At 36.6% G+C, this 25665-nt stretch carries 26 protein-coding genes and 1 pseudogene; 13 read left to right on the top strand and 14 right to left on the bottom strand.

Annotation, left to right across the window (positions count from 1 at the left end; genetic code table 11):
* Position 1 precedes the first annotated feature (1 nt).
* Complete coding sequence (locus ABIE66_RS09280) at positions 2-820, bottom strand: TIM barrel protein (protein WP_370014485.1); 819 nt, start codon at positions 818-820, stop codon at positions 2-4.
* Positions 821-1400: 580 nt separating this feature from the next.
* On the opposite strand from ABIE66_RS09280, the gene ABIE66_RS09275 reads away from it, so the two are divergent.
* The 6 genes from ABIE66_RS09275 to ABIE66_RS09250 all read left to right on the top strand — a co-directional run bounded on the left by ABIE66_RS09275 (position 1401) and on the right by ABIE66_RS09250 (position 5514).
* The gene (locus ABIE66_RS09275) at positions 1401-2906 is read left to right on the top strand and encodes a DHA2 family efflux MFS transporter permease subunit (protein ID WP_289316997.1); all 1506 of its coding nucleotides are present in this window, start codon (positions 1401-1403) and stop codon (positions 2904-2906) included.
* A gap of 301 nt (positions 2907-3207) precedes the next feature.
* On the top strand, positions 3208-3789 hold the full coding sequence (locus ABIE66_RS09270; RefSeq protein WP_370014484.1) for a YitT family protein: 582 nt from the start codon (positions 3208-3210) through the stop codon (positions 3787-3789).
* A 168-nt stretch (positions 3790-3957) separates the two neighbouring features.
* Entirely contained in the window at positions 3958-4578 is a 621-nt protein-coding gene (locus ABIE66_RS09265; protein WP_370014483.1) for a hypothetical protein, read from the top strand.
* Positions 4514-4804, top strand: coding sequence for a hypothetical protein (locus tag ABIE66_RS09260; protein ID WP_370014482.1), 291 nt, complete (start codon positions 4514-4516; stop codon positions 4802-4804). Before ABIE66_RS09265 ends, ABIE66_RS09260 begins: the two co-directional genes overlap by 65 nt.
* Entirely contained in the window at positions 4801-4923 is a 123-nt protein-coding gene (locus ABIE66_RS09255; protein ID WP_370014481.1) for a hypothetical protein, read from the top strand. The genes ABIE66_RS09260 and ABIE66_RS09255 overlap by 4 nt, the downstream gene beginning before the upstream one ends.
* A 192-nt stretch (positions 4924-5115) precedes the next feature.
* Complete coding sequence (locus ABIE66_RS09250) at positions 5116-5514, top strand: DoxX family protein (RefSeq protein ID WP_370014480.1); 399 nt, start codon at positions 5116-5118, stop codon at positions 5512-5514.
* A gap of 116 nt (positions 5515-5630) precedes the next feature.
* On the opposite strand, the gene ABIE66_RS09245 is transcribed toward ABIE66_RS09250, so the two are convergent.
* The 3 genes from ABIE66_RS09245 to ABIE66_RS09235 form a co-directional block, all read right to left on the bottom strand.
* Positions 5631-6275: a class D sortase gene (locus tag ABIE66_RS09245; protein WP_370014479.1), complete on the bottom strand. Its 645-nt coding sequence runs from the start codon at positions 6273-6275 to the stop codon at positions 5631-5633.
* 1 nt (position 6276) lies between these two features.
* Positions 6277-7689, bottom strand: coding sequence for a processed acidic surface protein (locus tag ABIE66_RS09240; RefSeq protein WP_370014478.1), 1413 nt, complete (start codon positions 7687-7689; stop codon positions 6277-6279).
* A gap of 545 nt (positions 7690-8234) precedes the next feature.
* The gene (locus ABIE66_RS09235; RefSeq protein WP_370014477.1) at positions 8235-9203 is read right to left on the bottom strand and encodes a sulfite oxidase; all 969 of its coding nucleotides are present in this window, start codon (positions 9201-9203) and stop codon (positions 8235-8237) included.
* 304 nt (positions 9204-9507) lie between these two features.
* Here ABIE66_RS09235 and ABIE66_RS09230 point away from each other — a divergent pair, with 304 nt between their 5' ends.
* Together ABIE66_RS09230 and ABIE66_RS09225 are read left to right on the top strand one after the other, a co-directional pair.
* Positions 9508-9978, top strand: coding sequence for a hypothetical protein (locus tag ABIE66_RS09230; RefSeq protein ID WP_370014476.1), 471 nt, complete (start codon positions 9508-9510; stop codon positions 9976-9978).
* 221 nt (positions 9979-10199) lie between these two features.
* Complete coding sequence (locus ABIE66_RS09225) at positions 10200-10664, top strand: hypothetical protein (RefSeq protein WP_370014475.1); 465 nt, start codon at positions 10200-10202, stop codon at positions 10662-10664.
* Positions 10665-11271: 607 nt separating this feature from the next.
* On the opposite strand, the gene ABIE66_RS09220 is transcribed toward ABIE66_RS09225, so the two are convergent.
* Positions 11272-11586 (bottom strand): MTH1187 family thiamine-binding protein, encoded by a 315-nt coding sequence (locus ABIE66_RS09220; RefSeq protein ID WP_370014474.1) that lies wholly within the window; start codon positions 11584-11586, stop codon positions 11272-11274.
* A gap of 518 nt (positions 11587-12104) precedes the next feature.
* Positions 12105-12335 carry a hypothetical protein gene (locus ABIE66_RS09215; protein WP_370014473.1) on the bottom strand — a complete coding sequence of 77 codons (231 nt, stop codon included), beginning with the start codon at positions 12333-12335 and terminating at the stop codon, positions 12105-12107.
* Between the two features lie 604 nt (positions 12336-12939).
* Between ABIE66_RS09215 and ABIE66_RS09210 the strand changes: the two genes are divergently transcribed.
* Positions 12940-13257 (top strand): hypothetical protein, encoded by a 318-nt coding sequence (locus tag ABIE66_RS09210; RefSeq protein ID WP_289324474.1) that lies wholly within the window; start codon positions 12940-12942, stop codon positions 13255-13257.
* A gap of 538 nt (positions 13258-13795) precedes the next feature.
* Here the strand turns inward: ABIE66_RS09210 and ABIE66_RS09205 are convergent.
* From ABIE66_RS09205 to ABIE66_RS09190, 4 genes and pseudogenes are all read right to left on the bottom strand, one after another.
* On the bottom strand, positions 13796-15133 hold the full coding sequence (locus tag ABIE66_RS09205) for a YjiH family protein (protein WP_370014472.1): 1338 nt from the start codon (positions 15131-15133) through the stop codon (positions 13796-13798).
* A 100-nt stretch (positions 15134-15233) separates the two neighbouring features.
* A pseudogene (locus tag ABIE66_RS09200) lies at positions 15234-15463 on the bottom strand (urocanate hydratase); the annotation flags it as partial.
* A gap of 1478 nt (positions 15464-16941) precedes the next feature.
* Positions 16942-17793, bottom strand: coding sequence for an aldo/keto reductase (locus ABIE66_RS09195; protein ID WP_370014471.1), 852 nt, complete (start codon positions 17791-17793; stop codon positions 16942-16944).
* A gap of 32 nt (positions 17794-17825) precedes the next feature.
* Positions 17826-18809, bottom strand: a complete 984-nt coding sequence (locus tag ABIE66_RS09190) for an aldo/keto reductase (RefSeq protein WP_370014470.1) — start codon at positions 18807-18809, stop codon at positions 17826-17828.
* Between the two features lie 487 nt (positions 18810-19296).
* Between ABIE66_RS09190 and ABIE66_RS09185 the strand changes: the two genes are divergently transcribed.
* A complete protein-coding gene (locus ABIE66_RS09185; protein WP_370014469.1) occupies positions 19297-20199 on the top strand; it encodes an AraC family transcriptional regulator in 903 nt (300 codons plus the stop codon).
* 79 nt (positions 20200-20278) lie between these two features.
* Here the strand turns inward: ABIE66_RS09185 and ABIE66_RS09180 are convergent, their stop codons facing one another.
* From ABIE66_RS09180 to ABIE66_RS09165, 4 genes are all read right to left on the bottom strand, one after another.
* Positions 20279-20971 carry a DUF4405 domain-containing protein gene (locus tag ABIE66_RS09180; protein ID WP_370014468.1) on the bottom strand — a complete coding sequence of 231 codons (693 nt, stop codon included), beginning with the start codon at positions 20969-20971 and terminating at the stop codon, positions 20279-20281.
* Between the two features lie 70 nt (positions 20972-21041).
* On the bottom strand, positions 21042-21737 hold the full coding sequence (locus tag ABIE66_RS09175; protein ID WP_370014467.1) for a cytochrome P460 family protein: 696 nt from the start codon (positions 21735-21737) through the stop codon (positions 21042-21044).
* Between the two features lie 625 nt (positions 21738-22362).
* Positions 22363-22875, bottom strand: a complete 513-nt coding sequence (locus ABIE66_RS09170; protein ID WP_370014466.1) for a GrpB family protein — start codon at positions 22873-22875, stop codon at positions 22363-22365.
* A gap of 302 nt (positions 22876-23177) precedes the next feature.
* The gene (locus ABIE66_RS09165) at positions 23178-23723 is read right to left on the bottom strand and encodes a TetR/AcrR family transcriptional regulator (RefSeq protein ID WP_370014465.1); all 546 of its coding nucleotides are present in this window, start codon (positions 23721-23723) and stop codon (positions 23178-23180) included.
* Between the two features lie 215 nt (positions 23724-23938).
* On the opposite strand from ABIE66_RS09165, the gene ABIE66_RS09160 reads away from it, so the two are divergent.
* From ABIE66_RS09160 to ABIE66_RS09150, 3 genes are all read left to right on the top strand, one after another.
* Positions 23939-24268, top strand: coding sequence for a carboxymuconolactone decarboxylase family protein (locus tag ABIE66_RS09160; protein ID WP_370014464.1), 330 nt, complete (start codon positions 23939-23941; stop codon positions 24266-24268).
* A gap of 22 nt (positions 24269-24290) precedes the next feature.
* Positions 24291-25037 carry an SDR family oxidoreductase gene (locus ABIE66_RS09155; RefSeq protein ID WP_370014463.1) on the top strand — a complete coding sequence of 249 codons (747 nt, stop codon included), beginning with the start codon at positions 24291-24293 and terminating at the stop codon, positions 25035-25037.
* A gap of 87 nt (positions 25038-25124) precedes the next feature.
* Positions 25125-25547 (top strand): cupin domain-containing protein, encoded by a 423-nt coding sequence (locus ABIE66_RS09150; RefSeq protein WP_370014462.1) that lies wholly within the window; start codon positions 25125-25127, stop codon positions 25545-25547.
* Positions 25548-25665: the final 118 nt, after the last annotated feature.

The raw sequence follows: 25665 nt of genomic DNA, 5'->3' as shown, positions 1-25665 counted from the left end.
ATTAAATTCCCAATTCCCTTACTTTTTTAATAGATTTCATGATTGCATCATTTGGATTATGATAATAATTTGATCCCATGCTCTCTAGAGTACATGTCCCTTTGTAACTGTGGCTCTGAAGGCTTGTTAAGTATTCTCTCCAATTTAAAACCCCATCATCCAGTGCCAAATGAGCATCTGATTGACCGTCTCCGTCTAATAGGTGAAAATGGCTTAATTCTGGAAGGATGGAAAAGTAGTCATCAGGTGTTTCACCTGCAAGCTGCATTGCAACTGTATCGATCATTCCTGTTAATGAAGAAGATTGGATTTCCTCTAACATTTTCTTTTGCCCTATAGAGTCGATAACTAGATTGGTTTCATACCTAGTTAATGGCTCTAAAGCAAGAATCAAGCCTTCCATCTCAGCTACTTTGGATAATTGATAGATTGAGTCACTTGCATACTTCCATGATTCCTCCTTAGTGACAGAAAAGTCTCCTATTCCAGAAGTAATGAGCATCATGTTTGTATCTAACTCCAGGGCAGCGTATAGATTTTCCATAAAATATTCAATGCTTTTTTTTCGCCAATGAGCATCTGAGGATGCAATGTTATAAGGATAGATACATTGTTCTGGAGTATAGCAGATGATTTTCATATTCCTTGATTTGATTTCCCTTCTCAAACTTCTTATATTTCCCAGAATGTTGCGATAAGCATACAGATGTGGCTCCCCACCCCATAATTCAATACTATTAATCTCAAGGCTGTCCATACAATCCAAAAAATAGTGAAAAGGGAAATGCCTAAAAGTGATATTCATCCCTGCAATATTCAATTCTTTCACCTCCTCTTTAATAAATATATTTTTATTTGTTATGCTTTGTATTATAATTAACCAATACAAAGATTGCAATTAATATTATGAATATTTAAATAAAATAAATTGATTCTCAAAATGCGTTAAAAGGCATGATTTTAATCACGCCTTCATACCAATTAATTATTTTTCACTAAATATGTTAGAATGTGTTTAGATTGATTGAAATAATTCTTTTGATTCGTTTACCATGACTTTGCCCGAATTGAACGGACTTTTAAATGAGCTTTCGAACCGTTACTGCAGCGAAATAAAAATCGTATCACTCCTCTCATTTATCACCTTTATTTCCTGATATTTTCTTAACAACATCCAAAAGAATACACCTTTAAATATTGTCCCTGTGAGTTGTGAAAAAAAAGAAAAAACACCTTCAAAAGCCGTAATAGAGGTTATACATCTTAAGATGGTGTATATTATTGGAAAAGATAGGTTGTATTACTTGAAAACTTAGTGAAGTCGCATTAGCGTCTAATACTTGAAAATATAGCAGGAAATACAATATGTACTAACTCAACAAAAAGGACGTGCCATAATAATGAATCACGATAAAACAGCAATCACTAAAGTTCGTACAGGCCCCATGTTTGCAGTGATGCTGGCTGGTGCTCTGGTCGCTTTCTTAAATCAGACTCTAATCAATATCGCATTGCCACAATTAATGAATCATTTTGAAATATCAGCTGCAACAGCTAATTGGCTTACAACTATCTTTTTACTGGTCAATGGGATTGTCATACCGATTACAGCTTTCTTAATGGAACGATTCAACACAAGGCAATTATATCTTGCTTCGATGGGACTATTTGCTTTAGGAACTTTTCTATGTGGAGTTGCCCCTAGCTTCTCCGTCTTATTGATCGGACGTGTGGTTCAAGCTGCAGGTGCAGGGATTTTATTCCCTTTGATTACAAATGTAATTTTCACTTTATTCCCTCCTAACAGACGCGGTTTCGCAATGGGTATATTTGGTATCGCCATGAATTTTGCACCAGCCGTGGGACCGACGTTATCAGGATGGATCATACAAAACTATTCCTGGCGGGTTCTGTTTTTCATCATTTTCCCATTTGCCCTTCTTGACTTTATATTTGCAATTTTCATCATTAAAAAAGTAGGGAATACTAGCAGACCCAAACTCGATAAAACGGGTGTAATTCTATCCACTATCGGATTTGGCGGAGTTCTATACGGATTTGCTACAGGCGGTACCAAGGGCTGGGGCAGTTTCGAAGTCCTGACCATGTTCCTTGTTGGAGGAATCAGTTTAGCTTTATTTGTCTGGAGGCAATTTACTGTAAAGCATCCTATTCTGGAATTTAGAATTTTTCGTTACCGAATGTTCACATTAACGACAATCATCAACATCATCGCGACTATGGGTATGTTCTCTGGAATGATCATCATGCCAATCTATATGCAGAATATCCGTGGGTTCACTCCGATGGAATCCGGTCTCATGCTATTGCCTGGCGGTATTTTAATGGGAATCATGTCTCCTATCACAGGTAAGCTTTTTGATCGATTTGGTGCGAGATGGCTTGCGGTAAGCGGACTTGCCATCACTATTATTACAACCTATCTTTTAACACGGCTTGAAACAGATACGTCTTATTCTTATGTGGTGTGGGTATATACCATTAGAATGTTCGGCATGTCGATACTGATGATGCCTATCTTCACAGCTGGATTAAATGAATTGGCACTTAGCCTGAATAAATATGGAACAGCCATGGTCAATACGTTGAGAATGGTGGCAGGTGCCGTTGGCATGGCATTCTTTGTGTCTGTCATGACAAATCAGGGAACGAAACATGTACAGGAAATTTTAACTCAAAGAAACATATCACCAGAAAATACATCTCAAATGACCATGGCCATTAAACAAGGAAGCGTAATGGGAGTAGATGATGCATTCATGATAGCTACATGGTTAACCATAGTTGCGTTCATACTGGCCTTTTTCATACGGCGAACTTCACCACAAGAAGATACCATCACAAATCGTCTATCAAAAAAAATCAGCTTGAATAAGCAAAGTTAAACCTAACCTAGTTTCCAAGGTTAAATACATCCTCTTATTTACGGACTTGCCCATTAAGACATATAATTACTGAATAAGGGACACCTTTTTATGAGTGTCTCTTATTTTTGCCCTGATTACATGGTCTCAAGGAGACGGCCTTTATTTTAATCCTGCTGAACTCAGCAAAATTTCAGAAAATCATCTGAAAAACAAAGCCAACAATATACAAATAGCAATCGTAATTTCCAGTCAGCTAAGTATATATTTAAATTCCTCTCATATATTTTAAGATAATGATTTGGACAAGGGGAATATTTTTATGAAAAAGTTTGTTACTCTGCTTTTTTCAAGTTTTTGCATTGGAATTGGTCTTAACCTGTTTATAATCCCCTTTCATATAATAAATGGCGGGATATTTGGAATAAGTTTGTTAATCAAATATGTTTGGGGTATCCAGGTTGGGCATACCATGATCATGATCAACATTCCCATATACCTTCTATCTCTTCTATACGATAAGTCTTATTTCTTTAATGCCATATTGGGGTTAGCTTTTACTTCAACCATTATTGATTTGCTAACACCACTAAACGGTTTGGTTCATCTACCGATCATTACGAGTGCCATTATCGGTGGAATGACGATTGGGATTGGTGTTGGCTTTATGCTGAGACAACATATTAGCCCCGGTGGAGTGGATTTGCTAGCACTATTAATCTCAAAATCCACAGCAACTAATCCTGGAATAGTTATTTTCATTATTGATACACTAATAGTAATTGCGGGAATTATTATATTGAACGACTTAAAGTTAATGTATTCCATCCTCACGATTTCCTGTGTCGGGATATGCGTCATTTTAATCAATTCTTTTAAGTCAATAAATTTTTTTATAAGATAAAGCAATGCCTACAGGGCTGCAACAGGTCAAATACAGTGTTCGCAATGTTACACTATTCATTTCTGCCAACACTTCAGGGATAAAAGCAGCAAAGCTAATCATGCAACATTCTTAAAATCACATCAAAAAGGCAGTGGTTAAATTATCCACTGCCTTTTACAATTACTCGTGAATTCAGCATATTTACTCGTGAGTTTGAGCTATTTACTCGTGTATTCGTGCTGTACCCATGATTTCGCACGTTTACTCGTGATTTCGCGCCGTTTACTCGTGAATTTTGCTGTTTTACTCGTGAGTTTGAGCTTCTTACTCGTGAATTCAGCATATTTACTCGTGAGTTTGAGCTATTTACTCGTGTATTCGTGCTGTACCCATGATTTCGCACGTTTACTCGTGATTTCGCGCCGTTTACTCGTGAATTTTGCTGTTTTACTCGTGAGTTTGAGCTATTTACTCGTGAATTCAGCATATTTACTCGTGAGTTTGAGCTATTTACTCGTGTATTCGTGCTGTACCCATGATTTCGCACGTTTACTCGTGATCTCGCGCCGTTTACTCGTGAGTTTGGCTATTTTACTCGTGAATTCATGCTGCACTAGTGATTTCGCACGTTTACTCGTGATTTCAAGCACGTTTACTCGTGATTTCGTGCCGTTTACTCGTGAATTTTGCTGTTTTACTCGTGAGTTTTGCTATTTTACTCGTGAGTTTGAGCTATTTACTCGTGTATTCAGCATATTTACTCGTGAGTTTGAGCTATTTACTCGTGTATTCGTGCTGTACCCATGATTTCGCACGTTTACTCGTGATCTCGCGCCGTTTACTCGTGAGTTTGGCTATTTTACTCGTGAATTCATGCTGCACTAGTGATTTCGCACGTTTACTCGTGATTTCGCGCACGTTTACTCGTGATTTCGTGCCGTTTACTCGTGAATTTTGCTGTTTTACTCGTGAGTTTTGCTATTTTACTCGTGAGTTTGAGCTATTTACTCGTGAATTCATGCTACACCAGTGATTTCGCGCCGTTTACTCGTGAATTTTGCTGTTTTACTCGTGAATTCAGCATATTTACTCGTGAGTTTGAGCTATTTACTCGTGAATTCGTGCTGCACCCATGATTTCGCACGTTTCTGAAATCAACTGAAACGTTTTTAATGAAAAAAAATGCAGGCAAACTCGTTTTTCTTCGAGTTAGCCTACAGTCAAGCGATTCTTAAAGAATCGCGTCACGACTGTTGAAGTCAATTATTTTTTTATAAACTGCATTAATAAAAGGGAAGTGGAATATGATTAACATGTCAATCTCAGGGAGGGAATGAATAATAAATGAAAAAAATAAATATTATATACTGGATTTTCACAGGGCTTTTGGCGGCATTAATGGTTTTAGGTTCCATTCCGGATATAATGTCTGTTCCCGATGCAGTCGCTTTATTTAATCATTTAGGTTATCCTACCTACCTTCTACCCTTTCTTGGTATTGCCAAATTATTAGGTGTCGTGGCGATACTTATTCCTGGTTTTCCGAGAATTAAGGAATGGGCCTATGCCGGTTTTGTATTTGATTTGACTGGTGCTATGTATTCAAGCATATCAGTGGGCGACCCTGCCAGTGAATGGCTTCTATTCATTATTGGATATATTTTGATTGCCGGCTCTTATATTTTCCATCACAAAAAAGTAAAATCCGCTTCATTAAGTAATAAGAATAGCGTAACAGTATAATAAATTGGCAACCTCCTACACATTTAAGGAGAATTGGATACTAAAAGAGTCCCAATAAGATTTACATTATTGGGACTCTTGCTTATCTTTCAGACCATTAGGTGTTATTAAAAATCTTAACTACCTGTTTTTGAAGATAAATAAGCGACAAGTATATAGCGTTCAGGTGCTGATCCGATAAAATCAAAGGGATAGCAGGTACTGACGGTAAGCGTTGCTCGTGGTTTTGGTACGATTACGGTTCGATCATCCTCATCCACAATTCGAACTTTGTTGACTTTGTATGTGAACTCTCCTGCAGATGTTCTTACAATCAACAAATCTCCCTCGCCTACTTGCCCGAGTTTACGGAATACCGTATCTCTATGACCGGAAAGAACGGAATTGTCATTTTCACCTGGTAGCACACTTTCTGCAAAGTGACCAACGCCTTTCTCCAATTCATCCTCATTTGTTCCATGAAAAATAGGTAGTTTCGCTTTTAATTTTGGGATATAGAGTTCCCCAATTTCTTCACCTGTTTTAGGCCGGACAGGATAAAGCTCCTTCGTTGTTGCTTTCTTACTTGGTGGTTTCTGCACTGTTTCTGTTTCTGTTTCTGTTTCTGCTTCTTTTACTTGGCTACTTGGAGCGTGAGTCTTGTAAAGAAAGTATCCTTTTGCAAACTTATACATATTAGTTGTGGAGAACCAAACCCCAAATAAAATGATAACAATAGAACAAGCAAGCAGAAGCAACCGCTTTTTTTTAAATTGTTTCATATTAAGCTTTCCTGATTTTTCGATACATCAAACTTCCGAACAAGACAATGAACAGTCCTAAAAGGGCATTAGGGATATAATCGGAAGCGGTGTTTGGAAGTTTAGCCCCTTTTACCGTTTGATGTTCCGAATTCTTATGAGTGCTGATGATCTTTTGTTTAACTGGTTTAGCAACTGGTGCCTTTTCAATCGTCTTTGTCACTTCTTTAGCAGATTCCTTTATTTGTTGGCCTGCATTAGTAACAGTGTTAGAATCGACCATATCACCCGTAATTAAAAGATCGGCTAAGAACTTCCCGTCAATTGTGTATATCGCTATTTTCAGGTTAGCACCCTTCAACTCTTCCAATTTCATTAAATCCAAAAGGGATACAGGTGATTCCGTGCCACTTTTCACAAGGGAATAGGATACTTTTAGCTTAAAGATAGAAAGTAATTCTTCATAGATAGATGCCATTTCAGCTATCTGCTCAGCTGTAAGCTCCGTTGCTACTTCAAATTCCTCAAAATCCATCATGCGGTTGCCCAATTCTTCAAGTCGCTCGACTGTTGCCGGATCGGAAAGATGCTCTTCCAAAGACATTAAATGGTCTTCAAGTCGCAATAGTTCCTCTTCCGTAAGACCGAGTTCTTCTTCGAAAATAGGAAGCAGATCCTCGACAACTTCACCTTCCAACTCCCCACCAGTAAGGGTCCAAACAGTTTCTTCAAGATTATCTATGTAAATATAATCGTTAATATCTTCACCATTTTCTTCTAACATTTGAAGCAGGGATTGTTTATCCAGTCCATAAGCCTCATTAAAATAATCTAAGTTGCTTAGGTCTGCCTTTATGACGTCACCTAAGAATTCGCTAAGCTCTTCGACAGACTCAAATTCTTCCGTGCTAAAATCATATAAGTCTAATGACGCTTCAATGTCTTCTTTTGTTACTTCGAAACCTCTTTCCTTGCTAACCCTGGCTAAATATTTGACTAATTCCTGGTCAAAATTTGGATCGCGTTCAAAATCTCCCTCTTCTGCATAGAAATATACAGCTTCATCAAGGTTCCAGATAAAGATATAATCGTCAAGTTCTTCGCCATTTTCGTGTAATAGTTTAATTAGGCCTTCATGGGTTAGGTTATTATCCTCATAAATGGCATCTAAATTACTTAAATCCGCTTTAATAACTTCGCCTAAAGCATCTTTAAGATCATCAATAGATTGAAAGTTTTCAATACCCTCATCGTAATAAGAAAGTGAATTTTCAATATCATCCTTTGTCACTTCAAAGCCCCTTACATGGCTTACCTCTTTTAAATACTTTGTAAGTTCTTGCTCAAAATTATTGCTTTGTGCTGCCAATGTTAATTGTGGGAATAAGCTAATTAACATCGTAATTGAAAGTAAAATGGTCAACAGTTTTTTCATACTTTTCTCCTATTCATAACATTTCTATGTTTCTAGAAAATTATAAAGGAATAACCATAACTTAACAACGAGGTTATTTTTCCCAAAAGGAGAAAAATGATATTTTTCTTACTTTGCCAACAAAATTTTAATAAATATTCACCTCAAAACAAACTGCTTAAAAATTACGGGAGATGGATTAATTCTCTTATTGAGTTAAACAGCTAATAGTTTGCCAACACTTTTCAATCAGATAACAATAACCCACATGATTCAAGAACGGCGTTAGTTAAAAGGTTAGACATAAAATATAAGACCGTAATGAATGATGCGTTTTCAGGGCCCTTTCTCCTACGCTCCCTGCTGGTTCAGATGAGGCCATTTCGCCCTCCCCTTTTGTTGACAAACTGGATCCCCTATATAAGAGGGCTTATCAGGGTGTGCAATAATTTCCGGGAGTTGCACAAACAAATTATATCGATTCAATTCCTGAATATATTCATCTATTTTGTTATGAAGCAAACATGATAGTTGCTTTACCAGATTTCTTTAAAATGAATTTCTATTTATTCTACCTTAACCTGAATTTTATCAATCGCATTATACCCATAACCCTTTTCATTCCAAAAAGATAATAAAGGTTGAATTTGACCAAATGAATCTGTTGCTCTAGATATTATCGTATATTCACCTTTTTCTAATATATTCCATCCAAATGACCAAGTAACCCATCCATAACCTACATTCTTACCAGGTGAAACATCGGCGTTTCTCCATGTATTTCCACCATCAATACTTATTTCCAGCTTTGTAATAACTCCTTTTCCTGTCCATGCAATCCCTTTTATTGAATGCTTACCAGTATTTAAAATTTCCATATCCAGCGGTTTTTGTATAGTCGAATTTATATTTATCGTAGTGACTGGAAATGCATCTAGGTCATTGTCTTTATTTGGATAATACATGTAATCAATTGTTTGAAAAGGGCCAGTGAAATTAGAATTAATAACACTTATTTGTTTTATCCATTTAACGGATGCCATTGCATACCACTGCGGAACTATTAACCTCAATGGATAACCATGTTTAAAAGGAATTGGCTGGTTATTATACTCATATGCAATAATGGTATCCGGGTGCAGTGCTTTCTCGATAGGCAAACTCCTAGTGTAGGTGTAAACCTCATCTAGATCGGTTCTGCTTCCATAATCATAACCCTCCACGACAACTTCTTTTGCCCCTTCTCCAATTCCAGATAGTTCAAGTAAGGTCCGTAAGGGGACACCCCTCCAACTGCCTTGGCTAATTGCTCCCTTTCCCCATTGTTCTCCAAAAATTTTAGGTTCGAAGAGATTACGCTTGTCTCCCGAACATTCAAGGACAACTTCCACCGTTTTTGAGGGGTATTGAAGAATGTCTTGTATAGACAGAAGTAATGGAGCTGAAACTAGCCCAGTTATGGGGAGCCAATAGTTTGAATAGGAAAGAGTCGGATATGAAAAGTGGTTCCTTCTATAAAATAATTGATTTTCCATACTATCATCATTGATGAATTGAATGGGTATCTCCTGATTTTCCGGTAGCAAACTACGTGTCGTTAAATAGGGTTTCACTTTATGATGTTTTGTCATAATTCCCTCCTATTTAGATTGAATCATAATAGATGTATACGTTCAGTAGAGTCCAATTAGGCTATTTGATTAAAATTCCTTTATTCGTAATCATTTATTTGGAGCTTCGATTATCCGAAGACCTTCTCCTACTATCTTGATAAAGATGGCTTTTCATTGAACCCTAACCTATAATTAGTCTGATAATCTACTACATAAGGAGACAACAATGTATATCTGGAATATTAATAAACTCGTCATGGCTTTACAGGAAGGAACAATAACTGATCAACAAAGGAAAAGGTACCGGATAACTTTTTGGGTACTAGTTGCGCTTACAGTGTTTTCACTGCCTGGAGTTTATAATCCTTCATCTATGAATACGTATGATGTTATTGATCTTATTTTGACTACAATTATCAATGTGATTGCACTCTATCTGTTAATCATTATTTATAAAAATAGAAGTAGAAAAGATTTAGATTTTTTCTTACCCCTTTTTAGCTTAACGATTCCACTATTTTTAAGGAGCATTTTATGGTCAATACCTTTATTTATCATAGGTTATACATATATTGAACTTTTCGCACCTTATCATTCCCTGGATGAAACTAATTTGATCGATATTATTATGTTTGCGATAGTCGAAATTGTCATGAACATAATGTTTGTTAATTACTTTAAAAAGATTTATAACTAGGAAGCACCTTTTTTGGTGCTTTTTAATTTTGACTCAATCATATATCCTCCTCACAGCTCACGATCCAATCCCATTAATTCTTCATTATCTTTTAATTATTCTTTTCAAATATTTAAACGAGAATCAGAAATAAAAAATATTTTTGCTCCTTAGCAGGTTCTTTGTACTAATCTCTTTTTCTCCTAATAAACTTAATAAAAAAACTATTTAGGAGGGGTCCAATGTTTAATAAATCTACGAATAGAAATCTGAATAGTAATACTCCAACTATTTGTAAAATAAATGACGTCACTTACCAAAAGTACCATCTATATAAGAAATCATATGAGCGGGAAGTATTGGTCATAAAAGATTACGGTGAAGACCGTGGTGTTACCAATAAAAGTATTGTGTTATTCGAAGCAGTTAAAGACCAATTTGACCGTTTTAAAATTGCAAAAATTGTTAAAGAAATTAATGACGACAATATTTTGGTCGATAGCGACCTCATCCTTATAGACAAAAAAGGAAATGAGCTACACCTATCTGGTTGTAGTTGCGGGTATGCTGGAACTGGTTCACATGGGACAGTTAAAATTTTGAATATGGCTGGATTCGAGATAGATAGAAGGTTTGTGATTTGCTCAAAAGGATTCACTCTTTTTCATCCAAATGAAGAAAAAGAACTTTATGGAGAACGTTTATAATTTTCAGTGAATATAGAATAAATACTGGAACCACTTTTCAAACAATTGTCCTTTATAGATTCTTATCTACACTACTGTTCTTTTTCATCTTTTTTTGAGCCTCATTTGTCATTATCACTACCTATTCTCATAGCATGAAATATATACGCTTGGGCACGGCAGGATGCGAACAACAGCAGGTGCCTATGGAACTCGAAGAAAAAATGTGGATGGATATTCAAAATACATGGGTATGCCAATAAAAATACGAAATAGCATGCATGTGGGCAGCCTGTCGGTTCCCTTTCATTATATAAAAAGCCTTGGTAACTGAGACACTCAGTAATACCAAGGCTTTAAAGCTATTAATACATGGACATTTATTGTTCGCGTTATCATGGGTAAAACCTGTGTCCGGAACATACTTCATAGCATAATCAGCTCCCAATTGACGGTCAAGTCCACAAGGCTCGAATTCCATGTCTCTTAAGGATTCCCATGGTTCCCACAGTCCCCCTAGTCAAAATTCAGCTCTCATAATGGACTAACTATCCTATGAAGTATTATTTTATCTAATGCTCAGTTCTCCTGTTTTTTAACCATTTACTGGAGACCCTTATAGAAGCTGTTATTCCTGAAGCATGCCCTTCACTCGCTTTACTTTGTCTTCCATCTTGCGTTCTTTATCACGACGGTCATCGATTCGGATATTCGTACAAACTCTAGCAAGACCTTTTTCAAAAGGTACTTCGTGCATCGCTTGGATCACTTCAAACAATTTAGGCAGGTCGCCTTCAATGATTGTATTCATGGGTGTCAGTTGAAAACGAATTTCTCCCTTTTTTTCATATTCCTTTAATACTCTTTGAATATCTGCCACATAGCTGCTAACACTTGGAGTTTGTGTACCAACTGGAATAACCGTTACATCAACTATTGCCATTCTTATTCACCAATCCTTTTTATGTATTTCACTCAAGAAGCTTACTGTCATCTATCCTAGACGGATGTTTTTTACTAGTATAACTCAAACTTGGCACATACGTAATTAAATATAAGCTTTGAGCTAGTTACCACTTTATTGTTTCATAAATACATCTTTCGCATTAATTTTTCCTTACAAGTAGTGAATACTGCTACTCCACATGTGCTGTGTGTATGTGGCAATACATGAGATGTCGGAATTTTTTTTTGAGAAGCAGTTTATTTTACAGAATCATTCGGTACAATAACATTAATTCAGATTGGCTGATCGTGCATCCGATCCAATTGATACATGTAGTTGATTGGCAATTTCTTAAATTGAATTTTCGTTGATGTTTCTTTGTTTAATTTTAAATCAAACATGAATTCAGATTCCTTATTCTGCTTTTTATCGAATTTGGAAATCCCCCTATCTCACCTTCTACTCGAAATTTTTTGGACTTTGCAACAGGCAAGGTCTATATTTATTCCTAACATCTAGTCCATTGTTATTAATTCAATTGCATTTTTTAGAACTTTCGGAGCCTTTTTAATTCCTTCTGTTCCAATAAAACTACTCACACTCGCTATTATTACGCTTGAAGAAATAAATTTGACTACATAAAAAATTCCTGATCCAATAATTAGATCTAGGATTAAAAATTTTTTAATTGTTGAGCCTTTTATTATATAAATAACGATTTGATTGTTTTTTTCCCTACTCAGCATTGTCACACCCTTATCTTTTTCTAAATGGTATGACAAAGAGAGGTTGTCATATACTTTGTTATTGCCAATCTATTATGGGGTAATACAATCCAACTCCTCTGATTGTTCTACACCAATCCGAGGAGTTTACGAAACAAGGGATATAGTTAATTTCCCCAATTGCAAAAACCTTTATTGTCTGTGGAAATGCTTTTCCTTGGACTAATACAACCTTTGCAAATGCAATCGACCGAGTTTCACTTAACGAAGAACTTCAAGAAGGTCAAGGAGTTAAATAAAAACGCTTTGCCTGATTTACTGGTTGTTTCGTCAAAGATGGTATGAGAAGTTTACTTTACTAATTGATGTTGTTCACGAATCAACGAGAAAGGCTATTAGGGGAGACTTTCCACAACTACCGCAGTAATTATCCTTTTTCAAATACATGGCATCCTTTTTACTTTTATCCGCAAAGCTTACTAACCTGCTTCAACCGCTCTTCGAATATCTTTGACCCCTACTTACGTACGATAAGTTACCATCATACAATAGAAGTGTTTTTCAACTTACTCACCTACATTTACGGTATAATAGACCTATGATATTTTATAGGAGGTGTTAAAACATGGTTAAACTTAAAAAAATTACCGAAGTATTAATTGAGGTAAGAGAATCTGCTTTAACAATAGATTCAAAAGAATCTTGGAAAAAGATCACCAAAAAATACGATATGATTATAGTTGGTGAAAAATTCAACAAAATCAGCACTATAGAACTAGGACATTCATTAAAATCAACCTATAATTATGAAATCGCCAATGATGAAATTCTTGAATTGGTCCCTAGAGCATGTAAAGAACTTGGAATGAAAACAGAGGAAATGAGATTATTAAAAGAAAAAGACCCCAGAAAAATAGATGCATATTCTATTGATTTATTTTAATAGTTACGAGTAGTCTCTGTTGTTATTGGGTTAGAAATCAGAAAATTCAGTTATCAGTGAGGGTGATTTTCCTTTTAGTTTCATGTTTTTTAACAGTTCGATAACCTTTAAATCCTCACATTCCGTTTTTGTGAGGGTTTTTTAGTTAGCCGTTTTCTCCTAACTCCTTTCAATTTGTTTCCCCGTTCTCCATATGCATGAATATTTGAAAAAGCCATTCCAGTTTTATTATGTGACGTATATGGGTGAAGAATTAATACTAGATCAGAAATTTAAAAGATGCGCGAAAATAGTACTGATCCGAAATGGTTTCTTCATGTATGTGATTAGTAAATAAAGCACACTTTTTAAGCGTGCTTCATTCATTTGACTTTCCGCCAGTATGAGCAGTTTTTTTCGTGGTGATGCCATGTATATCCTACAGGTTGATTTCCCTTTCGAGTAAAAACTATCTTTTACTGGTCGACCTTATAATACAATTGCATATGTTCGACTTGTGATCGAATAAGTTCCCATATATTTAATTCGTTGATTTTTACTAAAGCAACAATATTGCGATAGGTGCAGTAATAATTAGCGTGATGAGCGTCCGTTCAAACCAGATTACAACCAACTTCGTAATGCTGATTGGGATTTCAGTTGATAGGATACAAGGTATCGTCGCTGAAAAGAACAATATGGATGATACAGATACCACGGCAATAATGAACTTAGTTACTAGGGGTGCTTTAACTACAAGAAGCGCCGGCAGGAACATTTCTGCAATTCCTATAGCTGAAGCTTTTGCAGCCAAAAATGGTTCAGGTATTTGTAATGCCCAGGTAAATGGGTAAAAAAGATAGGCAAGTAAATTAAATAGCGGAGTATACTCCGCTAATACAAGGCTGATGAGACCAACGGATAAAATGGACGGTAGAATGCTCATTGTCATAAGAAAACCGTCCTTTAAGTTTTCCCATAAATTCCTGCCAAGACTTACGGAATTGTTTGCTCCTATCATCGCACTGTTCCAGGCATTTCGGAAAAGTCCTTCTTTGATTACTTCTTCTGGATCCGCATTATCCGAATAATAATCGTCGCTCATTTTATTTAATGGCCAAATACGTACGGTAATAGCAGTGACAAGATACGTTATCCCTAAAGAAACCCAAAAGAAAAGGGACCATAAGTCCATAAGCCCAAGAGTTTTTGCTACAACGATCATGAACGTTGCTGAAACGGTTGAAAAACCGGTTGCAATAATGGCAGCTTCTTTAAGGGTGTATTTACCTTCTTTATATAGTCGATTCGTAATGAGCATACCAATCGAGTAGCTTCCTGCTAAATCAGCAACCATATCAACTGCTGAGCGCCCTGGCGTTTTAAATATCGGCCTCATGATTGGCTGCATCAGTACACCCAAAAATTCGAGAAGCCCGTATCCAATGAGTAGCGCCAAAAATATAGCACCAAAGGGAACGACAAGTCCAACAGGTATGACAAGTTTTTCGAAAAGGAAAGGACCCATACTTGGGACCATTAACCATTCAGGTCCAATCTTGAAATATATTAAGATCGCAACAACAGCGCCTATTACTTTTAAGAAAGAAAAAACTATTGATACCTTATCTTTATTCCAGCTTTTTGAAATAAACGGATAAACAGCTCCCAATAGAATGACAATAAGCGCATAAACAGGAACGGCTGACGGCAAGGTTACTTTGATCCATGTTACTATATGATCAATTGGTATGCTTGAAACATCATTTATGGTAATAGGAATAAAAAACATAAAACTTCCTATTAAACTATATATAATAAACTTCAATATATTCGTAGTTGATTGAATTTGTAGCTTCTCTTGTTTCGTATTTGTCGCCACATTTGGTGATCCCATAATTATTCCCCCTATTATATAATTCATGCTGGGTAAATTCTTGGCGCTCAAACGGGCAAAGCCCCGTGGATTGCCGTTTCTTCGATCATACCTGATCAGTTCATGTATCAAGCATTGGAATATTAATTCCTTTTTCACGTTGTTTTAATTTGCCAGCTCATATTCGGCATCAGCGACGCACTACACCCTATACGAAGCTGTGGTCAATACAAGGTTCAATGCGTGACTCTGCTTCTTTCGTACCGTCTGCCACAATAACCACTCCTGCATGTAAAAAGAGTAACCCAATCCGACTCCGCCGCCGTGATGGACTGATACCCATGTAACGCCTTCATCCAAGAACTATTTTAATTTTGTATTCGCTTTCATTTTATAGACCCCCTCGTTATTTAACATTCATTTTATACTGAAAATTCTAATAATATATGTATTGTTTGATGATTATTTTATAATTTATTTACAAAAATTCATCTATTAACGTTCATTTTATAATCTATATTAAATTAGAGCGAAATTTAATTGCAGAATGTGTGGTTTTGGTGCAAAAAACTTAAACTTATGGAAATATGAGCCTATGAGACTTTCCCATCCTTACCTACTAAATAGGTTTCTTTATACTCAATTAAATGAGATTATAGGACTACAAGAACGATAAGGATATACAACAAAAGTATGATATAACAAAAGTGAAGTCTAAAAAGAAATAGGAAACCATTAATAAAACAATAAATAATAATAATATGTGTTTCTTCATCTTATCATCTCATTTTTTACAAAAGTTTTTTTAGAAAAATGGTTCCACGATAGTGGACTTCTTATATTTGGTCTTAACCTGTCCTCCAGAACCTTTTGAAGGTTTAGTAGTTTTCCCTTCGCCTGAAAAACTAATAGATGGTGTAAGTATTTTTCTACTTGATGCTACGATTGAAACGATCCTTTATATAGAAAGGATTCTTTTTAATGAAGACCCTTCATCATCTGTTTTACGTTTACTTCCTCTGCTATTCCGTTTCTGAACCAAAACCAAATACAGATATAAGTAAAACAACATACAATAAACGTAAAATCTTTTTAACTTGCTCCCTTCCTACGAAGCAACTACATTAATCTACCATTATATACAATATATTACAAGTTCGCCGTTAACAAAGTGGCACACTAGTAATTTTACCAAGAAAAGTTCCATTCGTTACATATGTATGAATCTTCTTTTATTACCCTCATTCAATGTAATTTGCACTTAATGAATATGGGGTTATTGGGGTATCCGGCATAATTAAAAAAAGTATCATGGGGTAAATGCCGCGATTGGACTACTGGTGTGCGAATGAACAAATTATAACTTTAATTTAAATGAAAACGGAAAAGAGGAAAAAAAATGAACATTAATATAAAGGTGTACTTGCATGCCAAAGAAACTAATTTTTGCAAAGTGGAAGTTCAGATTTTAAGAAAGACCCAAATGTGACAGTTGCAGCTTACGAATGGAATAAGCAGATTAAAAGTAACTATGCTAGTAAGGATTTTCGTATTGATCATCTGATTTATAACGAAGATATTGATATTACAGAGTAGTTAAGAAGGTTAAGATTATTTTTTAAAACAAGGTTTTGTTAATCATTATTGACTTTAAACCAACAAAAGAGACCACTTATTGTGGTCTTCCTTTATGCCCTATAAACCAAGCACCTGATAGTTTAAGTACAGTCATTTACAAACTACAACCCCTATCCTAATGTTTTAACGAAGAAATGCCGAAGTTCCTAAAAGGAATCGACTATTTCTTCACTTCACTTTGGAAGAGAGCGTTAAATATCAAGTTTACGAGTACCAATCCATTTCACGATTTCAGGATCGTTATGAGAAAAGAACAAGCTCTTTTTCGTATCTAACCTAGCAATCTTCTCCACATCTTCTTGGCCTAATTCGAAGTCAAAGATTTTGAAGTTTTCGATGATTCTTTCCTTACGAACAGACTTTGGAATCGCAACGACTCCTCTTTGTGTCAACCAACGTAAAATCACCTGTGCAACAGTTTTATTATATTTTTCGGCTATGGACACTAATATTTCGTTCTGGAACATGTTATTTTTCCCTTCAGCAAATGGACCCCACGACTCTATCTGAACATTGTTCTCTTTCATATGTTTCGCACTTTCTATTTGTTGATTAAAAACATGAGTTTCAACTTGGTTTACGGCAGGAATTACTTCATTGTGGACAATCAAATCCACTAGACGGTCCATTTGGAAGTTACTAACTCCAATTGCCCTAATTTTTCCTTCACTGTACAATTCCTCCATTGCACGCCAAGAACCAAATACGTCCCCAAATGGCTGATGGATTAAATACAAATCCAAATAATCCAATTGTAGTCTTTTCAGTGATTTTGTGAATGCGTTCTTTGTACTCTCATAACCTGCATCCTGAACCCATAGTTTTGTAGTAATAAACAATTCCTCTCGCGGCACACCACTCCGCTTGATTGCTCTGCCGACTGCTTCTTCATTCAGATAAGAGGCAGCAGTATCGATAAGACGATAGCCTGCCATAATAGCGTCATAAACGCTTTGTTCACATTCTTTTTCATCTTGTATTTGAAAAACCCCAAAACCTAGTATAGGCATCTCAACACCATTGTTCAAAATTACGTTTTGCATATTAAATCCTCCTGTTTTCATATTGAATATCTTTATTTACCTACTCTGTTTGCGTATACTGCCGGATAGCGGTCTCCCGAAATCTCGATCTTCGATAGCGCATTGTTCAAATCATTCAATTCCTCATGGGTCAGCTCAACATCAGCTGCCCCAAGATTTTCTTCGAGACGCTCCAATTTCCGCGTACCGGGAATCGGAACAATCCATTGCTTCTGAGCAAGTACCCATGCTAATGCGATTTGAGCGGGCGTTGCATCTTTTCCTACAGCAATCTTCTTTATCAGTTCGACCAATACCTGATTTGCTTCGATATTCTCAGGTTTGAAGCGAGGAACAATGCTGCGGAAATCGGAACTACCGAACGTTGCATCCTTATTAATTTTCCCAGTAAGGAATCCCTTACCCAACGGACTGAAAGGAACAAAGCCGATTCCAAGCTCTTCAAGGGTAGGCAGTAGTTCATCTTCAGGACTTCTCCACATCATTGAGTATTCACTTTGAATGGCAGTGAGTGGATAAACCGAGTGTGCACGACGAATCGTTTCAACCCCTGCTTCAGAAAGCCCCCAATGCTTTATCTTACCTTCCTTGATTAGGTCTTGCATTACTCCGGCTACCTCCTCAATCGGAACACTTGGGTCCACCCGATGCTGATAGTAAAGATCAATAGTGTCAACCTTAAGCCGTTTAAGCGAGCCTTCGATTGATTTCCTAATACGCTCCGGCTTACTGTCAAGCACCTGCTTGCCATTTACCATTTGGATACCAAATTTAGTCGCGATATTCAATCTTCCCTTGAAAGGAGCAAGCGCTTCTCCTACCAACTCCTCATTTACATATGGACCATATACTTCGGCAGTATCGAAAAAAGTAACACCTCGGTCAACTGCATCATGAATCAGGGAAATCATATCTTTCTTGTCCGAAGCAGGACCGTAACCATGGCTCATGCCCATGCATCCAAGTCCTATAGTAGAAACTTCTAAGTCACTTTTTCCTAATTTACGTTTTTGCATTACTTATATTTCCCCCTCTTTTATAATTGTCACTTTGCTGTTATATTTTATCCGCAACCGATGCGGAGTTAAGTTCACATTGGTGGCATTAAGAAAATCTCATTGGGTTATCCATAAAGCTAGAAAAGATCAATCATGCTGAGACCGCAGCAGCACCAACAGATTTTCAGTATTGACGAGCCGCCCACAGAAGCAGCTACTTTGTCTAAAATACCTGAAATGGCAAATTGAGATGTACCAACTAAAAAACTGAAAAGAGTTAACATATATATTTTCAGGTATTCAGGGTGCGCTTCAACTCCTTTATCTATATTGCGGAAATATAAATATTAAAAAGAACTTTGACTCCCTTATTATGCAATAAATAAATAAGAAAGCCTTATAGCATTCCTACCAAATCATTGCCTAATCCTCTCACGTCACTTACACTCCAGAGGAATATGTATTAAAATGAAGCTAGAAAGAATAAGGAAACAAGGAGGTTTATATGTCTGAACAAATCTATAAACAGCGGGCTGATCTCACCCAACTCATTGAGAGTCACACAGGCAAGGATGGGTCTCATCCGACTGCTATTCCTTCTTTATTTTTCTCTCGTTTCTCTAATTTTACCGGTCCAAATTACGGAGTTTACAAGCCTTCCTTATGCATTATCGTTCAAGGTAAGAAGGAGGTATTACTGGCACAGGAGCGCTATGTATACGGTCCAGCCGATTACCTTGTTGCCTCTGTTAACTTGCCAATTACCGGAATAGTCACAGAAGCTTCTTCAGAAAATCCATATTTGGCACTGAAACTCGAATTTACACCAAATCAAATCTTGGAGGTTTTACAGGATTCTCAACTTGCTGTTAACCAGAAAGAACATGCTAAAAGAGGCATGTATGTAAGTCAAATAGAAATAGCTCTGTTGGACGCGGTAACCAGATTATCTCATTTGCTAAACAATCCTAATGATATACCCGTACTCGCACCTCTTATCACGAAGGAAATCATCTATAGGGTTTTACAAGGGCAGCATGGTTTTACTCTGGGGCAAATTGCGTTAGAAGGAAGTTCCACCTATCAAATCGGCGGCGTTGTCGACCATATCATGAATAACTATGACCAGTCTTTTCGGATTGAAGACCTTGCGGAAATTGCAAATATGAGCGTTTCATCGCTTCATAGACACTTTAAAGAGGTAACAGCGATGAGTCCCATTCAGTTCCAAAAACAACTGAGGCTACAGGAAGCCCGTCGCCTATTATTATCCGAGTCAACAGATGCTACTGAAGCAGCATTCCGCGTAGGCTACGAAAGCCCATCCCAATTCAGCCGTGAATATTCCCGCTTGTTCGGATTACCACCAAAAGAAGATATTAACCGCCTGAAGGGAAAATATGCATAAAAAAGTGCATTAATCCGCTTATGGATTATTGCACTTTTTTATTATTAAGATTTGCGTTTATTAAACTTTTTCCAATATTCTATTTGATATTCCTCTCTTTTAAACCTGTATCCTGCTTCTGAACAAATTTCAGAACATAATGAGTCCCACTGATATATATTCCCATGATAGCTAGATGATCTACTAAAAATCCCATGGAGGAATCATCAAGGTTCCAACCAAATGGATTATATATGGTTAACTTGTAAAGCATATCTCTCTCGAAAGAAGCCTGAACCCCATAAACGACAATCAACACCGCTATGACACGAAATGCAGTGGCGCGGATACGGCTGGTGCTTTTAATTCCCGTCATCTTACGTACTGAATTGATAATTGTTGCCCAGGACATTCCAATATGCACAGCCATGAAGATAAATCCCCAATAAGAAGTCATAACATGTATCTGCAATAGAATCATGTCATTGTTTATAGGAATAAAAGGCATTATGTCAGGAGATATGGGCACAGCACTTATCATTACTACAGCCATAGATACAAGAAAAAGTAGATTGACCACTATGCTTAGAATGCGTCGTACATTGTGCTTTCCCTTAAAAATCGTCTTATACCATCGTCGATTTAAAATATTGTGGGTAATAAACAATAAACACAATAATGCTCCTACCAGTTCATGTATTGTATTTCCGGTAATCTGGTAAGCCATTGCAACTAACATCAGAACTGTCATAGAAAGATCAATGACCAGCCTGATTAACATATTTGGATTCAAGAAGTTCTCCTCTTTCTAATTTATTTATACCTGGGTCGGTTTTCCGTCGATGCTAAATCCCTATGTCTTATTATTTAAAATGAACCATCAAAAGAACCTTCTGGATGATTCCCGCTTTTTCTTCTTCCATTAAGCTGTTTCCATGCAATATATCCTGAAAGTCCTCCAATTTATCGTCTACCGCTTTTACCTCCCAGTATTCGGTGGGAATACCTGCAGTCCGTGATGCTGTACTGCCATCCTTTGATCCTGTAAATTCCCCAAGGTCAAAACTTTTCATTTCATCCATCGTGTTCACGAAGTCATCCCGTTCCTGGTTCGCGTGACAAGTAAAGCATCGACCGATTTCTTCCTTGTAATCCACCGACTTGTCTCCATTGAATTCCTGGTACAGCCAATCTCCATTACGCATCTCAGCTGGGTTCTCATCAGCCCAGCCAGCTCGCTTTTCCATCACGAAAATTTCACCAAGCTCTTCATCCCTATAGATTTCGAGAGTGATTATGGTGCCGTCAGGGATTGGCTGCCCATTCTGCACCGCTTCTATCGCTTCCCGGCTCGTGTAGAGTTCCTCTCTGACATTTCCACGATGCACAGTCGTATAGTTTACACCCTTATCGTAGTTCTCAGGGAATTCAACCAGTTCACGATTGGATTCTGATTGTTGTTCCTGTTGGGAAATACCATTTCTGTCATTATTGCCGTTGCAAGCTGAAAGAGTGATGGTCATGACCAAAGCCAGGGATATTAATAATCGTTTTTTCATCTTTTTCCTCCTAGATTCGTTCCAAATTATTACTATACAAAACTCGGAATCGTCCTCCCTGACTATCCCTATCAAGTTCAATCCCCAGTACTTTGTTGTATATATGCTTGTTTCTTCGAGGGAGAATAGCCAGAATCAGAATAATTACCAAAACTCCAGCTTACAGTGAACTTGTAATTTGAATTAAATATGGCATTAGCCACATAAACACTATTTTGTTAACGAGGGAAAAAACGGAGTTGTATTATTCATACCGAATAAAAAGTAATGTATAAATGTAGAGGTATCCTCATTATGCTACAGATGACAAAGCGACCGCTGTCCTATTTCTCTTAAATCAGTGCCTAATCCTCTTATGTTTCTAACTAAATCGGAATCGGCATTTCCTTTTTATGTAAGAACAAAAAAAAGCGGATCAGTTAAAATTTCTTTTAAATAACCAAAAAGAGTCAATAAGAGGGATCAACATTTGTCTTTTACTCAGAGGTATTCAGGGCTTAAAATATAGTTTGGAAAATGAACATAAACTAACCTGCCCCGATAGTTGCATAAAGAAAAAGAGCTGCCTAAAAGACAGCTCTAATCTTCAGCTAACGTACCCGTTAGTTGAGTTACCAAAATACTATTATTTTTTTATACTTTCTAAGATGGACTTAACAAAATTGGTTTTATCATCTGCATATTTATGTTTATTATTTTTATTAACCGTTGATAATATCTGTTTAAGCTTTTTATATTGTATTCTTGCTGTTTCGTTATTTCTCAAATAATCTCTAAAATCCAACTGTTCAAGTAAATATTTATTTCCACTTTGATACATATGGATTTGGTGTGTTCTTGGTTCACCTTTATTAAAGTAGTATCTATCTGGCAATACATTTGTCCCTTTATATGAGTATCCAAGTGTTTCTAATGCCCTAACACACTTTTCACCATCTTGAAATTCCTTAACTTCAATTGCAATATCAATAATTGGCTTTGCACTTAAATGTTTTATTGCTGTACTCCCAATATGGTGAACAGCTAAAATATTCTGACCAATTACCTCTTGAATCCTTTCTTTCTCTAATAAAAATTCCTTTTCCCAATTATTTGTCCATGGAACTAAAGACACCTCACCTTTTGGTAATCCAAGCATTTTATTGCCTCCATAACTTAAACATTTTTCACCGTTTATTCACTCTATTTTATAACACCATTACAACTTGTGAATATTTTCTTATTCAACTATCCTGCCCGGATAGTTGCATAAAGAAAAAGCTGCCTTAAAAGACAGCTCCGATCTTAAGCTTACGCACTCGTTAGTTTAAGAACACTTTATTTAACTAAACTCAAGTTCATCAATCATTTCCACTTAACCGCTGCCCAGCAACTCCCTTATTAAAGTAAAGCACTTCTTAGTTTAAGTACAATCCTTAACAATCTCATTCTATTTCCCAACTATAAGTTTCTCTCTAGCAAAATCCCCACTTGTTCTGCCACTGCTTGAGGTGAGACACGAATCTCATTTCTAAAATAAGATTCCGTTATCCCTACAATTGCAGCCCCAAAGAATTTAAGAATAACATCTTCTGTTAATCCTTTATTTTTCCCTTCAATGATATTTACTTCGCCCTTTAACTCTTCGATAACAAACTCCAAGAAACGACTACGAAAATGTGGTGCTCCCTTACTTGTTAACATCGTAGAAAAGAATGAATGATTGCTATCAAAGTATTCGAACCAGATTAGATTTGCGGTAACAAAGTCCAAATCTGCTGATGATTCGCAGAGTTTTCTAAGTTCATCAATATGTTCTTCAATGAGCTTATCCAGTAAATCAAATTTATCCATGTAATGATGATAAATGGTTCTTCGACCAACATTGGCCCTGTCGGAAATATCCTGTATCGTAATTTGATCGAAACCTTTTTCAGACATTAGCTCAATAAAAGCGTTTTTTATTGCTTCTTGGGTTTTGAGTATTCTTCTATCCACTACAGACATTTTTAGAGTCACCAATCTTTCTTGATAAATAAGGCACACTTTCAATCAATTTGTGCAATACCGCACGAACCGAAGTAAATTGGTTATTGCAGACAACCTACTTTCATTATAAATTATACACAGATGTGCAATACCGCATCCATATGTATTTTCCTAACACATCAATTTTAGCTACCTTCGGCAAAATAGAAGAGTAAAAAATGAAGGGATAAAATATGTCAAATCAAAAAGAACTTACTCCTGCACAGAAGTTAATTGGAGATTTTGCACCCAAACTAGTGCAATTAAACGATGATGTACTATTTGCAGACGTGTGGGAGCGTAAAGAGTTATCTCCTCGTGAACGAAGTTTAATCACTGTATCTTCATTAATCACTGGTGGAAATACAGAACAACTAGGATTTCATTTAAACAAATCCAAAGAAAACGGCCTTACTGAAGAAGAATTGGTCGAAGTTATTACACACCTTGCTTTCTATGCTGGTTGGCCAAAAGCGATGTCAGCCATTTTGGTGGCTAAACAAGTGTTTTTAAAAGAAAAATAAAAAGAACGAAAGGATGTATTATATGTCTAATATTCAAAATAAAGTTGTCATTATTACAGGTGCCTCTAGTGGGATTGGAGGAGCTACCGCGAAAGATCTAGCCTCTAAAGGTGCAAAGTTGGTTTTAGCTGCTCGTCGTGAAGACCGTTTAAAAGAATTACAGGAAGAAATTCAAAATAATGGTGGTCAAGTTGTTTATAGAGTAGCTGATGTTACTTCACGTGAACAAATGGAAGATTTAGCTGCGTATGCTCTTGAACAGTTTGGAAAAATTGATGTTTTAGTTAATAATGCTGGTATTATGCCTCAAGCTTTTATGTTTAAGAAAAAAGTTGATGAATGGGATCAGATGATTGATGTAAACATCAAAGGTGTATTGTATGCAATTGCGGCTGTTCTTCCATCCATGAGAGAACGTAAATCAGGTCATATTATTAATATTTCTTCAGTAGCCGGACATAACATTTATCCAGGCGGAACAGTATATTGTGGTACAAAACATGCGGTAAGAGCAATCTCTGAAGGTTTGCGTCAAGAAGAAGCAATGAGTGGTACTAATATTCGTGTAACCAATGTTTCTCCAGGGGCTGTCAGCAGCGAATTAATAGAAACTACTTCAGATCCTGAGATGAAAGCCGGCTTAGATGAATTTTACAAAGTGGCAATTGATGCTGAAAAAATTGCTAGTGCAATTTCATTTGCAATTGAGCAACCTTCGGATGTAGGTATAAATGAGATGATTATTCGTCCAACTGTTCAAGTAGGTTAAAAAAGAAAGAAACAATTAAATCATCAAATGACATAACAAGGGGCTAATATTACCTTGTCAGTTCATACCGAAAAGGAGAGCGGAATTATGGCAAACGAAAAAGATTTAAGTAAAAGTGTTATTTTCCCAATAGGTGAGAAAGCTCCAGAGGCTTTTGCAAAGTATTTTATTGGTACTAGTTATCTCAATTTGCTTGTTGTACCGTCCGACAATCTAAAACAACTGATTGGAAATGTAACGTTCGAACCAGGATGCCGCAATAACTGGCATTCACATCCAGGAGGGCAAATTCTTTTGGTTACTGGCGGAAGAGGATGGTATCAAGAAGAAGGAAAACCTGCACAAGAATTACATCCAGGAGATGTAGTGGAAATTTCTCCAAACGTAAAACACTGGCATGGTGCTGCAGCCGACAGTTGGTTTGTTCATCTTGCAATTGAAGGGGATGTATCAGCAGGTCCTGCTGAATGGATGGAACCAGTAACAGATGAGGAATATAACAAGTTATAATAATTTCAGAGAAAAAGTTGAATGAATCGCATAGTGACTTGTCATTCCGCTATTTTTCGTATTATTAGGTTGCATAAAAAAGCAAACATAATGATGATTGTGGTTAAGAATTGCCCTG

Source organism: Peribacillus sp. B2I2, from assembly GCF_041261685.1.
GTDB lineage: Bacteria > Bacillota > Bacilli > Bacillales > DSM-1321 > Peribacillus.
This window is presented reverse-complemented; position numbering and strand designations above follow the sequence as displayed.

What these genes read in the sequence shown, in the direction of transcription:
- ABIE66_RS09270 (WP_370014484.1), top strand. Translation starts at nt 3,208, where the DNA reads ATGAAAAAGTTTGTTACTCTGCTTTTTTCAAGTTTTTGCATTGGAATT.
- ABIE66_RS09175 (WP_370014467.1), bottom strand. Translation starts at nt 21,737, where the DNA reads ATGAAAAAACGATTATTAATATCCCTGGCTTTGGTCATGACCATCACT.
- ABIE66_RS09155 (WP_370014463.1), top strand. Translation starts at nt 24,291, where the DNA reads ATGTCTAATATTCAAAATAAAGTTGTCATTATTACAGGTGCCTCTAGT.
- ABIE66_RS09275 (WP_289316997.1), top strand. Translation starts at nt 1,401, where the DNA reads ATGAATCACGATAAAACAGCAATCACTAAAGTTCGTACAGGCCCCATG.
- ABIE66_RS09150 (WP_370014462.1), top strand. Translation starts at nt 25,125, where the DNA reads ATGGCAAACGAAAAAGATTTAAGTAAAAGTGTTATTTTCCCAATAGGT.
- ABIE66_RS09170 (WP_370014466.1), bottom strand. Translation starts at nt 22,875, where the DNA reads ATGCTTGGATTACCAAAAGGTGAGGTGTCTTTAGTTCCATGGACAAAT.
- ABIE66_RS09190 (WP_370014470.1), bottom strand. Translation starts at nt 18,809, where the DNA reads ATGCAAAAACGTAAATTAGGAAAAAGTGACTTAGAAGTTTCTACTATA.
- ABIE66_RS09225 (WP_370014475.1), top strand. Translation starts at nt 10,200, where the DNA reads ATGTTTAATAAATCTACGAATAGAAATCTGAATAGTAATACTCCAACT.
- ABIE66_RS09250 (WP_370014480.1), top strand. Translation starts at nt 5,116, where the DNA reads ATGAAAAAAATAAATATTATATACTGGATTTTCACAGGGCTTTTGGCG.
- ABIE66_RS09210 (WP_289324474.1), top strand. Translation starts at nt 12,940, where the DNA reads ATGGTTAAACTTAAAAAAATTACCGAAGTATTAATTGAGGTAAGAGAA.
- ABIE66_RS09215 (WP_370014473.1), bottom strand. Translation starts at nt 12,335, where the DNA reads ATGCTGAGTAGGGAAAAAAACAATCAAATCGTTATTTATATAATAAAA.
- ABIE66_RS09230 (WP_370014476.1), top strand. Translation starts at nt 9,508, where the DNA reads ATGTATATCTGGAATATTAATAAACTCGTCATGGCTTTACAGGAAGGA.
- ABIE66_RS09195 (WP_370014471.1), bottom strand. Translation starts at nt 17,793, where the DNA reads ATGCAAAACGTAATTTTGAACAATGGTGTTGAGATGCCTATACTAGGT.
- ABIE66_RS09235 (WP_370014477.1), bottom strand. Translation starts at nt 9,203, where the DNA reads ATGGAAAATCAATTATTTTATAGAAGGAACCACTTTTCATATCCGACT.
- ABIE66_RS09205 (WP_370014472.1), bottom strand. Translation starts at nt 15,133, where the DNA reads ATGGGATCACCAAATGTGGCGACAAATACGAAACAAGAGAAGCTACAA.
- ABIE66_RS09165 (WP_370014465.1), bottom strand. Translation starts at nt 23,723, where the DNA reads ATGTCTGTAGTGGATAGAAGAATACTCAAAACCCAAGAAGCAATAAAA.
- ABIE66_RS09245 (WP_370014479.1), bottom strand. Translation starts at nt 6,275, where the DNA reads ATGAAACAATTTAAAAAAAAGCGGTTGCTTCTGCTTGCTTGTTCTATT.
- ABIE66_RS09240 (WP_370014478.1), bottom strand. Translation starts at nt 7,689, where the DNA reads ATGAAAAAACTGTTGACCATTTTACTTTCAATTACGATGTTAATTAGC.
- ABIE66_RS09160 (WP_370014464.1), top strand. Translation starts at nt 23,939, where the DNA reads ATGTCAAATCAAAAAGAACTTACTCCTGCACAGAAGTTAATTGGAGAT.
- ABIE66_RS09220 (WP_370014474.1), bottom strand. Translation starts at nt 11,586, where the DNA reads ATGGCAATAGTTGATGTAACGGTTATTCCAGTTGGTACACAAACTCCA.
- ABIE66_RS09185 (WP_370014469.1), top strand. Translation starts at nt 19,297, where the DNA reads ATGTCTGAACAAATCTATAAACAGCGGGCTGATCTCACCCAACTCATT.